Raw genomic sequence first — 12,135 nt, forward strand, 5'->3', positions numbered from 1 at the left:
ACACTGCCTGGACTCTGATCAGGCAGCGTAATGGGTATCCAGGTATTTCAGGATCCTGGCGGACTCGAACATACCCTCGCCGGTGTTCGGATCTTCCAGATAGGGTACCTGAACCCGCTTGTGCACCTGAAAGAAGGCATCGCGCTTGCCACCCGGAATGGGCGTATACGGCCCCGGCTTCAGGCGCTGCCTTGCCGGGCCGACCTCGGACCAGTGCTCCTTCCCGAGGTTATGGAGCGTGTAGGGAATCTCCAGTTCACACAGTTTTTCACGCACCAGTCGGGAAAACGGACTGCCCTCGAAACTCCAGAGATGCAGAGGCTGTTCTGGCCGCTTTCCAGCTTTTGCCCGCAAGCCCCGCAAGGCACTGGCAGCTGAGGCGACGGACCCCAGTGCCGGCTGCCAGGCCTTGCCCCGATAGAACTTCGGGACCGGCCGGCCAGCGTACTCCCGGAACAGGTAGGCCACGATATTGTTCGATTCGTACATCACCGTGCCGGTATTTTTGTCCACCAGCAACGGGAACTGCTGCTTGCCGCCGAGGGCGGCAGCCTCCTCCCGGAAATTCTGGCCGCCCTTCGGGCAGGGCCGGATTTCCACATCCAGATGGAGCGCGGTGAGCGCCTCGCGCACACGGCGGCAAAACGGGCAGGCCTCCATGTCATAGAGAATGATGGGCTGTTCCGGCTGCACGCTCTTTTTCACGACCATACAGCCCCGCCAGGCTGTCAATGACGAGGTTGTCACGGAACCGAGTAAATTGACGTTGTGTGTTAGCCCGTTGGACATAGTTGAACCCTTGATTGGAATTTCCCTCATTATCACGCAATCGCCCGATTTTCCATTGGCTCGCGGGTACCCATGATGTAATCAAACCAGGGCCTGGTCACACACCAGTTGGCGTCGGGATTCGACCCCATATGATGATCATAGTGCCAGGGCAGGTGTTCCCGGGCCCAGCCCGGATCAAGATGCGATTTCCGGTGGACGCGGTAGTAGTTCCAGGCGCAGTAATACAAGGTTCCCACATAGAAGGGGGCCACCGGCATCAGCGGCGTAACGGCGGCCGCACCCGCGACCAGGGCCGCCACTTCCTTGGTCTGGGCATTCCAGTTCCAGGGCGGTTCCCGGTAATCCTCATCCAGAAACCCGTTCTTGCGCACCTGACGGTGGTGGTCATGCCAGTGAAACGACCAGAAACTGTCGCGGTTGCGCCCCAAATTGTGCAGGACATGTTTGTGGAACACCCACTCGACCGCGTTAGCGGTAATCAGCCCCAACGGTATACCGATCATGATGGCCTCCTGTTCTTGTTTTCGAAACCTGTGGTGACACATTCGATAGCAAACGCTCTTTTGCCGTCGGTTTCCATGACCGAAATGCCGGAAAATGCCCGGATAAAAAGAATTACAAAGTCATTGACATGGAAAATGCAAAACTTCCGAACGCTAACCCTATGATTCACAAAGGACGACTTACAGGAAGTCACAAAAACCAATACAAACAACGACTCTACTGCCATTTTTTAACGTCATGTAGAACTTCTCTGCATAGTACACGCCCCAAAGATGGGCTATTGTTGAAGGATAAGAATTCATGGATGGTTAGCAGGATGATTTGGGGTATGCGACGCGCTCACACGACAGGTAACCTTGGGTCGATTTTCAAACGAACGGTCGTGGCAACGAGCGCGGCACTGGCTGTGGCTGCGAGCCCCGCCCTGCTGGCTCTGGACAAAGACGACTCCAGCTTTTCCTCGGCTCGAGTCTGGAGCAGCCAGGTCCGCGATTATGCCGTCAAATCGCTCAACGACGAAAACGCCCTGAGCATGGCGGCCATTCCGCTGAATGGCCCCGGGATCGACCAGTACATCAACGCCGACGAATTGATGAGCCCCGGTTCCATCATGAAACTGGTGACGACCTATGCGGCACTGGAAATTCTCGGCCCAACCCATCATTGGGATACCGACTTCCTGACCGATGGTGAACTGGTCGGCGATACCCTCAAAGGCAATCTTTACGTCCGCTTCGGCGGGGATCCCAAGCTGACCATCGAGCGGCTCTGGGGCACGCTGCGCGAACTCCGCAGCATGGGTATCACCAGCATCGATGGCAACCTGGTGCTGGATGGAACCTATTTCGAAGTAGACGGCGGCTTCCCTGCGTTCGAGGACAACGGCGACAATCCCCATGCGCCGTTCCTGGTTGAGCCCTCCGCCTACCTGACCAATCTCAACCTGCTGCACTTCCAGATTCGGGCGGATGAGCGAGGCACCCAGGCCTGGAGCACGCCGTCACTGGATCAGGTAATGATTGATAACCGGGTAACCGCCACGGCCGAGGGCCCCTGCCCCCGCCGTCGCAACTTCGAGTGGGAGCCAATTTTCCACGATGACAACAAAGTCACCGTTCGGGTGACCGGAGAACTGCCCCAGGGGTGCCGCACCACCCGTTACCTGTCTCTGCTGCCCCATGAGCAATACAGCGCCGGCCTGATTCGTTCCCTGCTCAATGAGACCGGGGTGGCTATAACCGGAAACGACACCGTGGGAACCACCCCGGAAGATGCCCGTCTGGTGCTGAAAACGACGTCGCCGGATCTGGTTACCATGGTGCGCGACATCAATAAGTGGAGCAGCAACGTGATGGCCCGCCAGATGTTGCTGACAATTGGTGCCGAGAACCGGCTGGATGAGGAGGCGGATGATCGCGTCGCCGGCATTCGCGTGATCTACGACTGGCTGGAGAAGAAAGGCATCAATACTGCCGGTATGGTTATCGACAACGGCGCCGGCCTCAGCCGTCACGGCCGGATTACCGCGCGGCAGGGTGCTGAACTGCTGCAACACGCCTGGAACAGCCCCTTTGCTGCCGACCTCATGGCCTCCATGCCGATCATCGCCATGGACGGAACCATGGCTCGCCGGCTTCGCAACACAGGTATGGACGGCAGCGGCCGGATCAAGACCGGCTACCTGGAGAACGTCCGCTCCATCGCCGGCTTTAGCCGGGATGAACACAACACCACCTGGGCCGTTGTCGGAATGGTGAACAATGACCCTGCCTGGAATGGCCAGTCTGTCCTGGATCGCATTCTCTACTCCCTGCATTACCGGCCACCCACCGGCACGGCCATTTCCCGGGCCGACTCGGGTTCGTCGAAAACGACCATTCAATAAAAAAGCCCCGGCCATGCCGGGGCTTTTCAGTTCTGACGCAGAGTGCGAAGCGATCAACAACCTGGTTATGGGCTCACAAAATCGTCCAACAGCGTAAGGCCAGCAATATCGGTCTCGGCGCCGGTCGCCAGGCGCGCAATGGCCGTGTATACACTTCCAGCGGCCAGCGTAATACTGCCGGTCTTGAGCAGCGGGCTGCCGTCGGTGGTTGTGATGAAGACCACATAGTCATCCTCCGGCACCTGCAAGTACCCGGATGAATCACCGAACTCGAAATCGTTCAGCGCCGGCTCAGAGTTGTTGATCTCCGTGGCAGATGCACCGCCTTCCGCTGTGGGAATCAGATAAACATCAACCACTCGCGCCTCAAATGCACCGTGAATCACCCTCAGTTTCGCCGCCGTTGCAATACTCCGGTTGTCATCGGCAGCAACGATCGCCTGAATGCTGCTGTCGGCCACGGTTCCAGCCGCAATCACAGTGAACACATCACCCAAGGCCAAACTGAGTGTTTCATCAATGGCTGCAGTGGTCCCCCCTGTCCCGGTGACAATGATCTGATTCTCACCCGCGCCAAGCGGGACATAATCCCCCGTCACCGGCGCAGCGGGAACAGTGTCAGGGAACTCCAGACCAACAATCGCCGCGACATCAACGCCGGGCGATCCATTAACGTAAATATCCACCGGGCCGACATCCGATGAATTATGAACGGCCCGGATACCAGCTCCGGTATTGGTATCCAGAATCTCGGTTACCGCATCGCCGTCTATGGCGATGAGGCTCACGGGTGCTTCGCCAGAAACGGTGTTATCAACCGCACCGATCAGCAAATCAGCTCCCGCCTGCAGTGGCACCGTTCCGCTGTCATAGACCACCGTATCCGCCCCCGCAGGGGTCACCCGAATCTGGTAGTCACCCGCTGGCACCTCAAGCGGCCCTACGCTCTCTTTGAAGGCAAAGGTAAAGGTGGCTTCGTCAGGCAGTGCTGCGCCTGCCGCCGTCACATAAACATCCACCGGTCCAGCCGCGGCAGCCTGGGCGCCGGGGGAAAGGTGGGCAACGCGAAGGCGCACAGAATTCGCCGAATCCCGGCTTCCGTCGTCCGTGAGGATGAGCGGTTCGATGGTCTGGTCGCCGACCTTGCCCACCGCAATTACGTCATAACTGGTATCAAACCGGAGCGATGCATCCGCCTCGATCACGGTAGCGGTTTCACCGCCGGGGAGAATCCCGTCAACAGCGATGGTCGCACTCCCGGACCTCGGGTTCAGAACTGCGGCCTGCTTGAAATCTGCGCCTGAAACCACGGTATCGTCATTCAGGCGGACATTAACGGCCGGCGCATCAGAGGAGGCATGTACCACCCGGACGCTGGTATTTGTAGGATCGTCATCATCGTCAAAACAACCGGAAAGCAGAACGCTCCCGGCTACCACTAACGGCAAGGCAAGTTTTGTATTCATTGTCCTGTTCCTCGATTGCTGAGGTTGATTACCAAGGTGAAGTGGTTCGAACCTGCACTCATTCATTCCATGAACTGTGCTTACCAGCAATCTACGGGGCCTCCGAACAATCGGATTAACACGATTTTACATTTGAGCGAACAGGTGTTTTCCAGCAATCATGACTCAAACAGGCGGAGCGTCCCCTCCGTCAGGCGGCCCGCCAGCGGCGCGATGAAAGTGACCAAAGGAAACGCAACCGCCCAGGCAACCAGGCCGGCCGTGGCCCAGCGAGCGGGGAAGCCGGCATCAATACCGGTATTGAGAAACGTGATCACACCCGACATCAGAAAAGACATTATTCCAGACATATAGACGCCAAAGACGAGTTGGCGAACGCGTGCAGGCTTTATCCTGCGCATAATACCTCCAGCGGGATCACCCGGATTGTGGACACCCCATCCGAAAACAAGGGAATGTCGTACACTGAGTCAGAAAGGGATACGCATTTTAGTAAGCTTGCGATCTTTTTGCGAGAGCCCTGTTCACCTCGGCGAGATACTATGAACAGTCCAAACTCCTGTCCACCTGGCAGCATCCGCTGGATCGCAATCATCTGCGCCAGCCTGATGATCGTGTCGGGCTGCAGCTCGACCCGAACGGCCTACCGATACGCGGATTGGGGTATCGTCTGGTGGGTTGAGGATTATGTCACCCTGACCGATGCCCAGGCAGCTCAACTCAACGCCGGTATCGATCAGCTACGGCAGTGGCATTGCTCCCGGGAACTGCCCCGATACGGACGTTGGCTCGAGTCCCTGGAAACCGACGTTCGGCAGCGAGACCTCGACCCGGACACCATCGCCTATCATCAGGAACAGCTCTTCGGCTTTTTCCCGCCACTCTTGGACAAAGCCACGCCCATCGCCACCGACTTGCTGGCCAGCCTGACCGACGCCCAGGTCCGGGAGCTGGCCGAGAACATGGAAGATAGCCAGCGTGAGCGGGAAGAGGAGTATCTCTCTGACAGCATGAACGAGACCGCCTCGGCCCGGGCCGAACGGACCGAAGAGCGAGTGGAACGGTGGCTGGGCGACCTGAACGGAACGCAGAAGAGGATTGTCGCCGAATGGTCGGAACAACGGGGACGGCAGACAGAAATCTGGCTGGAGGGCCGGCGAAAATGGCAACTGGCCTTGCTTGAGGCACTTGAGCGGCGCAATGCCCCCGGCTTCGCGGCCGACGTCGAGCGACTGATCAAGGATTCGGAGGAAATCCGGGGCGAAGAGTATCAGGCCATGATGGTCGACAGCCGGGCCGCCATGAAGACCCTCATGCATGATCTGATTGAGGCGGGCAACTCAACTCACCTCGCACACCTGCAGAACCGGGCGGCTGAACTGAACAGCGACTTCGAAGCCCTGACCTGCTCGGCGGGCTCCGAAGTCGCGAGTAGCGCTAGCGATTAAACCGTCAGGTAACCGCCATCCGCATTAATACAGGCGCCGGTGGTGTAGCTGGAGGCACCGGACACCAGGTACAGAACCGTGCCCGCCATCTCATCAGGATCGGCCACGCGCTTCATGGGAATATGCGCCATGGCCTGCTTCTTGATTGCCTCATTGGTGGTCAGCGCGCTGGCAAATTTGGTATCAGTCAGGCCCGGCAGCAGCGCGTTTACGCGTATGTTCTGCTGGCCCAGTTCCATGGCAAACGACTTGGTCATGGAGATAACCGCGGCTTTGGTGATGGAATAGATGCCCTGGAAATGCCCCGGGTTAACACCGTTCACCGAGGCAACGTTCACGATGGCACCGCCACCGGCCTTCTTCATCATCTGGGCGCCGCGGGCGCACATGAAGAAATAGCCCCGGATGTTCACATCGACCGTTTTGTTGAATGCACCGAGATCGGTATCCTCAACTGGCCCGAAATAGGGATTCGAGGCGGCGTTGTTGACCAGAATGTCGAGCTTGCCGTGTTCTTTCTCGATGTGCGCCCAGATCTTTTCGATCTGATCCATCTCGCCAATGTGGCAGGCATGGGCTTCGGCGCTGCCACCAGCTTCACGGATGCTGCTGGCGACCGCTTCGCAGCCATCAATCTTGCGGCTGCTGACAATGACGTGGGCCCCGTAATTGGCCAGCGTGCGCGCAATGCTTTCACCAATGCCCCGGCTGGCGCCGGTAATCAGGGCGACCTTGCCGGTCAGATCAAACAGGTCTTTATTGCTCATTCACACACCTCAATCGTTATCGGAAGGTCACCAGGGCGGGGTCTTCCGCTTCCAGGTGACTGTAATTGTTGAACACCGACAGGCTGCGGCGGGGCCCGGAGTAAAGCACGCGGCTGACACTGGTGTTGGCGATGACCTCGTTGAGTGCCAGAGCGCGTTTGTCGTCCAGTTCCAACAGGTGCTGACAAATCACCGAGATCGGACCACCGGAGGTAGCCACCAGAACATCGCCGCCATCGGCGAACTCGATCATCTCGTCAAAGGCCTGCAGCACCCTGGCCTTGAAGTCCGGCCAGGTCTCGTCGTATTCGTGATCGTGCTCGCCCGAGGCCCAGCGACGGACCGCCTGGACGAAAGCCTCCTGAAACGCCCTCGCCGGTTTCGGGAAGGACTGGAGGTCCCTGGCCATTACCGTCCGATCACTCCACGCCGGGCGAAAGCGAGTGACCACCTCGTTATGGTCAAACTCGTTGAATCCAGGGACAACCTGCATGTCCGGCAGCTGGCTGCCATATCCGGTAGCGATGGCCTCGACCGTTTCCCGGTGCCGTTCCAGATTGCCGCCAAAAACGGCATCGGGCGTCACCTTACCAACCAACCAGCGACCAAGTGACCGCCCCTGCTCCCAACCGGTCGGCGAAAGCTGATCGTAGTTGGCCTTGCCGAAGCTGGCCTGTCCGTGACGAACCAGATACACCGTAGCCATTACAGTGAACTCTCGGCGATCAGCCGCTGACACCGCTTTTCCAGATAGTTGGCAGCGTGGCCGAAGGCAGCAAACCGCTTATCCTTGGTCTGGCCATGGTAGAAACGGTAATAGATCTGCTGGATGATCACCGCCAGCCGGAACAGACCATAGATTTCATAGAAGTCGAAGTTATCGACCCGGAAGCCCGACTTCTCCATGTAATACTCGACTACCTCTTTGCGGCTCAGCATGCCCGGCCGGTGCGTGGGCTGGCGCCGCAGCATCTGGAACGGCCCTTCATCATCAGCTTCGATCCAGTAGGCAAGACTGTTGCCGAGATCCATCAGTGGATCACCAATGGTCGCCATTTCCCAGTCCAGTACGCCAATGACTTCGAAGGGGTTATCCGGATTCAGCACCACATTGTCGAAGCGGAAATCGTTATGGATAACGACCTGGGCAATATCATCGGGCATCTTGTCGTTGAGCCAGGCCATGACCGACTCGAAATCACCGACATCCTCCGTGCGGGCCTTGCGGAACCGGTCGCTCCAGCCACCGATCTGGCGCTGAACGTATCCCTCGCCCTTGCCGAGCTTGTCGAGACCAGTGGCCTTGGCATCCACCCGATGCAGATCCACCAGCTTGTCGATCACGTTCAGGCACAGCTTGCGGGTATCGGCTTCGCTCAACTCAAAGCCTTTCGGGAAATCCTGGCGCAGGATGATGCCTTTGAGGCGCTCCATCACATAGAAATCGCACCCCAGCACATCGTGGTCATCGCAAATGGCGATGATGTTCGGGACATAGGGATAGACAGGCTTCAGAGCCTGCATCACTTTTGCTTCGCGGAGCATGTCATGAGCGGACTTGGCGATCTTGCCAAACGGGGGACGCCGCAGCACAAACGAGCGATCGCCATAATCCACCTGATAGGTCAGGTTGGACGCACCGCCCGGATACTGGCGAATTTCAGGTTCACCCCCGAGGTCCGGCATGGACTGTTTCATGAACCGGTCCACGGCCGCTACATCCAGCTCCTCGCCTTCGCGAACATCCATCGCCTGATCAATCTCAGTCATTCAGGGCTCTCCTATTCTGTTACCTGCCGGTTTGCCTCAGGCCTTGGCCATGCCGCCCATTTTGCTCATCCAGCGTTTGCTTTCCTTGTACATCAACCAGTCGAAGGCCTTGGGCGCATGTCGCTTAAGTAGCCACATACGCCGTTCTTTCGTGTGAGGCAATACCCAGAAGCTCTTGTCTTTCACCGACCGCACGATATCCTCAGCCACGTCCTCAGCGGTGATGTTGGACCGCTTCATCAGTTTATTCACGTTCTGCTGCACGCCGGGCAGATCTGACCTCATGCTGCTGGCCAGGTTGGTCTGGAAAAATGCCGGGCAGACACAACTCACATGAATGCCATCACTGCGCAATTCCTGACTCAATGTCTCGGACAACGCAATAACTCCTGCCTTGGATACATTGTAGCTATTCATCAACGGCGCCAGCATCAACCCGGCCATGGAGGCAATGTTCACAAACGTGCCTGAGCCCTGCTTCTTGAACTGGGGCGTAAACGCCTTACAGCCGCGCACAACACCCAACACGTTGATGTCCAGGATCCACTCCCAGTCGGCCATGGTGGTGTCTTCGATAGAACCCGCCGAAGCAACACCAGCGTTGTTCACCACCACGTCTACCCCACCCCACCTGGCGGTCAGATCGTCACAGATTTTCTCGAGATCCGTCAGCCGGCGAACATCGCACTCCACGAAGTAGCCTTCGCCACCGGCGTTGTTGATCTCCTGTTGCACGCTGGCACCCTGCTCCGGATTGATGTCACCGATGCAGACTTTGGCGCCCTCTTTAGCGTAACGCAGGGCGATGGCGCGACCGAGACCGCTCGCGCCGCCCGTGATAAATACTCTCTGTGTCATAGTGTTTCCGTCTCGCTGGAGGTTCAGTTTTTGTATTTGCGCAGTTCCAAGCGTGCCACCATAGCCCGATGCACTTCGTCGGGGCCATCCGCCAACCGCAATACCCGAGCATAGGCAAACAACTGGGTCAGCGGGAAGTCATCGTCACTGACACCGGCGCCACCGTGGATCTGAATGGCCTGATCAACAATGGTCTGCAGCATGGAAGGAATCACCGCCTTGATCATGGACACCTCCTGCAACGCACCACCAATGCCCTTGGTATCCAGGGCCCAGGCACATTTCAGCGTCAGCAGCCGCGCCTGTTCTATCGCCATGCGCGCATTGGCAATGATATCGGGGTTTCCGCCGAGCTTGGCAATGGGCCGGCCAAAGGCCTCGCGTGTTGTCGCCCGCTTGATCAGCAGTTCCAGGGTGCGTTCGGCCGCGCCGATAGCCCGCATGCAATGGTGTACGCGGCCGGGCCCCAAACGGCCCTGGGCAATTTCAAAACCGCGCCCCGGGCCGGCGATGAACGCGCTCTTGGGCAGGCGGACATCCTCAAAAACCACCTCGCCGTGACCATAGGGCTCATCGTATTCACCAAACACCGGCAGCATACGCTCGATTCGCACACCCGGCGCATCCAGAGGTACCAGAACCATGGAATGACGGCGATGTTTCTGCGCGTCCGGATCCGTCAAGCCCATGAAGATCGCCACCTTACAGTCCGGGTGGCCGATGCCGGTGCTCCACCACTTGCGACCGTTCAGCACGACCTCGTCGCCTTCGACGACCGCAGTAGCTTCCATGTTGGTGGCGTCGGAAGAGGCCACGCCCGGTTCGGTCATGCAGAAGGCCGAGCGGATTTCGCCACTCATCAGCTTCGGCAGCCACTCGGCTTTCTGCTCGTCGGAGCCGTAGTGGATCAGCACCTCCATATTGCCGGTGTCAGGCGCGTTGCAGTTGAAGATTTCCGGGGCAATGAAGCTACGCCCCGTCTCCTCGGCGATCAGGGCATAATCGGAGTTCAGCAGGCCACAACCATGCTTCTCATCCGGGAAAAACATGTTCCACAGCCCCCGGGCCTTGGCCTTTTCCTTCAATTCCTTGATAACCGGCAATACTACCCAGCGATTTTCCAGGGAGGCCAACTCCCTGTGATACTGCTCCTCGATGGGAAAAATCTCGTCCGCCATGAACTTTTTCACGCGGTTGAGGTAGTCCTGACCTTTTTCGGAAATAGCGAAATCCATCGTCATACCCTCACTGAAAAAATCACAATGATTGCAGTCTAGGGACGAGCCAACTATTACGCGACTGAATTATTCTTATCGTTTATCATTACCGAAACTAATTCACAGACCCGGATCTTCGACATGGCCCTGAATCGCCTGGACCTGAACCTTCTGCATGTTTTTGACACGATCTATCGGGAGGGTAGCCTGACCCGTGCAGCCCGGGCCCTGCACCTGACACAGCCGGCGGTCAGCCATTCGCTGTCGCGGCTGCGGGACCATTTTGACGACCGCCTGTTCACCCGCCAGGGCAACCAGATGGTGCCCACGCCGCTGGCCCGGCGTTTCCTGGAATCCATGCGCCCCGGACTCACCCAGATCCAGAGTGCAGTCAACCAGTTCCACGCTTTTGATCCGGCCAACCAGAGAAAGACTTACTCGCTGGGACTGCGGGACATCCTGGAATCAACCTTCCTGCCACAACTGATGAGGCGACTGGATCCCTACCCGAATCTCGAAATTTTCAGCCAGCGTATTGCCCGGCGAGAGATGGAGACCCAACTGGCGGCTGGCAAGCTGGATTTTGCCGTGGACGTGCTGTTACCGGTGAGCGACCAGACTGCCCACGAGCTGCTCCGGCGGGACCGGCTGGTCGTGCTTGCGAGGACGGGGCATCCGTTGGCGGACGGGGGACTGTCGATGGAGGATTACCTGACCGCCCGACACGTTCTGGTGTCGTCGCGGACGGAAGGACCGGGCATTGAGGATTTCGAACTCTCCCGGCTTGGCGTTCAACGCAGCATCCGGCTTCGTTGCCAGCACTACTACGCGGCATGTCGGGTTGTGGAAAAAACCGATCTGCTGCTGACCATGCCGGAAGCCTATGCCCGCATCATTGCCCAGAGAGCGAACATCGTCATCATGGATCCGCCAGCGAACCTGCCGTCAATTGACGTGCATCTATACTGGCACAAAGCCTATGAACGGGAACCGGCACTGATCTGGTTCCGGGAACAGTTGCGGGAAATCAGTTGAGGGTGTCGCCTAGTAGGCGCCCACGGCCATCAAGAACCCAAAGAAGCCAATGGCGGTAATGCCCAACGCGGCCACCACGATCCCGAACCCCCACCAGATGGCAGCCCCGTCGGAAACATCAACGTTGTGCCCACGCAACGTGCGATAGAACGCCCAGGGGCCGAGAATGAAGGCACCGACCACAGCGAAGACGAGCCCGACACTGATGCCGGCAAACGTCCAGGTAGCCAGTGAAGTGGCCCGATCCGAGACCTGATCGGTGACGCCGTGGTGCTCAAGAAATTTCTTGCAGAAAAACCACAACAGCGCGAACAGTGCGGCAACAAAAACCAGTCCGCCGACGAAAGTAATTATTCGATAGAGCAAAGGAATATCCTGTCAGGTAAAGGCTGC

The 12,135-nt window shown here is 58.1% G+C and carries 13 protein-coding genes; 3 read left to right on the forward strand and 10 right to left on the reverse strand.

Translation table 11 applies throughout. The features are described from left to right. Nucleotides 1-18: 18 nt before the first annotated feature. Nucleotides 19-711, reverse strand: coding sequence for a glutathione S-transferase N-terminal domain-containing protein (locus K0B93_RS16990; protein ID WP_228743575.1), 693 nt, complete (start codon nucleotides 709-711; stop codon nucleotides 19-21). A 110-nt stretch (nucleotides 712-821) separates the two neighbouring features. Then, a complete protein-coding gene (locus tag K0B93_RS16995; protein ID WP_219868451.1) occupies nucleotides 822-1,295 on the reverse strand; it encodes a sterol desaturase family protein in 474 nt (157 codons plus the stop codon). A gap of 329 nt (nucleotides 1,296-1,624) precedes the next feature. Between K0B93_RS16995 and dacB the strand changes: the two genes are divergently transcribed. After that, the gene (dacB, locus tag K0B93_RS17000) at nucleotides 1,625-3,181 is read left to right on the forward strand and encodes a D-alanyl-D-alanine carboxypeptidase/D-alanyl-D-alanine-endopeptidase (protein WP_219868452.1); all 1,557 of its coding nucleotides are present in this window, start codon (nucleotides 1,625-1,627) and stop codon (nucleotides 3,179-3,181) included. 65 nt (nucleotides 3,182-3,246) lie between these two features. Here dacB and K0B93_RS17005 read toward each other — a convergent pair whose 3' ends face one another. Both K0B93_RS17005 and K0B93_RS17010 read right to left on the reverse strand, forming a co-directional pair. Then, complete coding sequence (locus tag K0B93_RS17005) at nucleotides 3,247-4,647, reverse strand: DUF4397 domain-containing protein (protein ID WP_219868453.1); 1,401 nt, start codon at nucleotides 4,645-4,647, stop codon at nucleotides 3,247-3,249. Between the two features lie 158 nt (nucleotides 4,648-4,805). Beyond that, nucleotides 4,806-5,048 carry a DUF2798 domain-containing protein gene (locus K0B93_RS17010; RefSeq protein ID WP_219868454.1) on the reverse strand — a complete coding sequence of 81 codons (243 nt, stop codon included), beginning with the start codon at nucleotides 5,046-5,048 and terminating at the stop codon, nucleotides 4,806-4,808. A gap of 141 nt (nucleotides 5,049-5,189) precedes the next feature. On the opposite strand from K0B93_RS17010, the gene K0B93_RS17015 reads away from it, so the two are divergent. After that, nucleotides 5,190-6,095, forward strand: a complete 906-nt coding sequence (locus tag K0B93_RS17015; protein WP_219868455.1) for a DUF6279 family lipoprotein — start codon at nucleotides 5,190-5,192, stop codon at nucleotides 6,093-6,095. Here K0B93_RS17015 and K0B93_RS17020 read toward each other — a convergent pair. From K0B93_RS17020 to K0B93_RS17040, 5 genes are read right to left on the reverse strand one after another with little or no spacing between them, the layout of a single operon-like run. Beyond that, nucleotides 6,092-6,862, reverse strand: a complete 771-nt coding sequence (locus K0B93_RS17020; protein WP_219868456.1) for an SDR family oxidoreductase — start codon at nucleotides 6,860-6,862, stop codon at nucleotides 6,092-6,094. The genes K0B93_RS17015 and K0B93_RS17020 overlap by 4 nt on opposite strands. A gap of 16 nt (nucleotides 6,863-6,878) precedes the next feature. Beyond that, a complete protein-coding gene (locus K0B93_RS17025) occupies nucleotides 6,879-7,568 on the reverse strand; it encodes a histidine phosphatase family protein (protein ID WP_219868457.1) in 690 nt (229 codons plus the stop codon). Beyond that, entirely contained in the window at nucleotides 7,568-8,632 is a 1,065-nt protein-coding gene (locus tag K0B93_RS17030; RefSeq protein WP_219868458.1) for a phosphotransferase family protein, read from the reverse strand. The genes K0B93_RS17025 and K0B93_RS17030 overlap by 1 nt, the downstream gene beginning before the upstream one ends. A gap of 36 nt (nucleotides 8,633-8,668) precedes the next feature. Further along, nucleotides 8,669-9,490 (reverse strand): SDR family oxidoreductase, encoded by an 822-nt coding sequence (locus tag K0B93_RS17035; protein ID WP_219868459.1) that lies wholly within the window; start codon nucleotides 9,488-9,490, stop codon nucleotides 8,669-8,671. A 23-nt stretch (nucleotides 9,491-9,513) separates the two neighbouring features. Next, the gene (locus tag K0B93_RS17040; protein ID WP_219868460.1) at nucleotides 9,514-10,725 is read right to left on the reverse strand and encodes an acyl-CoA dehydrogenase family protein; all 1,212 of its coding nucleotides are present in this window, start codon (nucleotides 10,723-10,725) and stop codon (nucleotides 9,514-9,516) included. Between the two features lie 123 nt (nucleotides 10,726-10,848). On the opposite strand from K0B93_RS17040, the gene K0B93_RS17045 reads away from it, so the two are divergent. Then, nucleotides 10,849-11,742: a LysR family transcriptional regulator gene (locus tag K0B93_RS17045; RefSeq protein WP_219868461.1), complete on the forward strand. Its 894-nt coding sequence runs from the start codon at nucleotides 10,849-10,851 to the stop codon at nucleotides 11,740-11,742. Between the two features lie 9 nt (nucleotides 11,743-11,751). Here K0B93_RS17045 and K0B93_RS17050 read toward each other — a convergent pair whose 3' ends face one another. Next, nucleotides 11,752-12,108 (reverse strand): hypothetical protein, encoded by a 357-nt coding sequence (locus tag K0B93_RS17050; protein ID WP_219868462.1) that lies wholly within the window; start codon nucleotides 12,106-12,108, stop codon nucleotides 11,752-11,754. Nucleotides 12,109-12,135 lie beyond the last annotated feature (27 nt).

Source organism: Marinobacter sp. F4218 (genome assembly GCF_019443085.1).
GTDB classification, from domain to species: Bacteria; Pseudomonadota; Gammaproteobacteria; order Pseudomonadales; family Oleiphilaceae; genus Marinobacter; species Marinobacter albus.

What these genes read in the sequence shown, in the direction of transcription:
- K0B93_RS17015 (WP_219868455.1), top strand. Translation starts at nt 5,190, where the DNA reads ATGAACAGTCCAAACTCCTGTCCACCTGGCAGCATCCGCTGGATCGCA.
- K0B93_RS16990 (WP_228743575.1), bottom strand. Translation starts at nt 711, where the DNA reads ATGGTCGTGAAAAAGAGCGTGCAGCCGGAACAGCCCATCATTCTCTAT.
- K0B93_RS17035 (WP_219868459.1), bottom strand. Translation starts at nt 9,490, where the DNA reads ATGACACAGAGAGTATTTATCACGGGCGGCGCGAGCGGTCTCGGTCGC.
- K0B93_RS17045 (WP_219868461.1), top strand. Translation starts at nt 10,849, where the DNA reads ATGGCCCTGAATCGCCTGGACCTGAACCTTCTGCATGTTTTTGACACG.
- K0B93_RS17040 (WP_219868460.1), bottom strand. Translation starts at nt 10,725, where the DNA reads ATGGATTTCGCTATTTCCGAAAAAGGTCAGGACTACCTCAACCGCGTG.
- K0B93_RS17030 (WP_219868458.1), bottom strand. Translation starts at nt 8,632, where the DNA reads ATGACTGAGATTGATCAGGCGATGGATGTTCGCGAAGGCGAGGAGCTG.
- K0B93_RS17025 (WP_219868457.1), bottom strand. Translation starts at nt 7,568, where the DNA reads ATGGCTACGGTGTATCTGGTTCGTCACGGACAGGCCAGCTTCGGCAAG.
- dacB (WP_219868452.1), top strand. Translation starts at nt 1,625, where the DNA reads ATGCGACGCGCTCACACGACAGGTAACCTTGGGTCGATTTTCAAACGA.
- K0B93_RS16995 (WP_219868451.1), bottom strand. Translation starts at nt 1,295, where the DNA reads ATGATCGGTATACCGTTGGGGCTGATTACCGCTAACGCGGTCGAGTGG.
- K0B93_RS17010 (WP_219868454.1), bottom strand. Translation starts at nt 5,048, where the DNA reads ATGCGCAGGATAAAGCCTGCACGCGTTCGCCAACTCGTCTTTGGCGTC.
- K0B93_RS17020 (WP_219868456.1), bottom strand. Translation starts at nt 6,862, where the DNA reads ATGAGCAATAAAGACCTGTTTGATCTGACCGGCAAGGTCGCCCTGATT.
- K0B93_RS17005 (WP_219868453.1), bottom strand. Translation starts at nt 4,647, where the DNA reads ATGAATACAAAACTTGCCTTGCCGTTAGTGGTAGCCGGGAGCGTTCTG.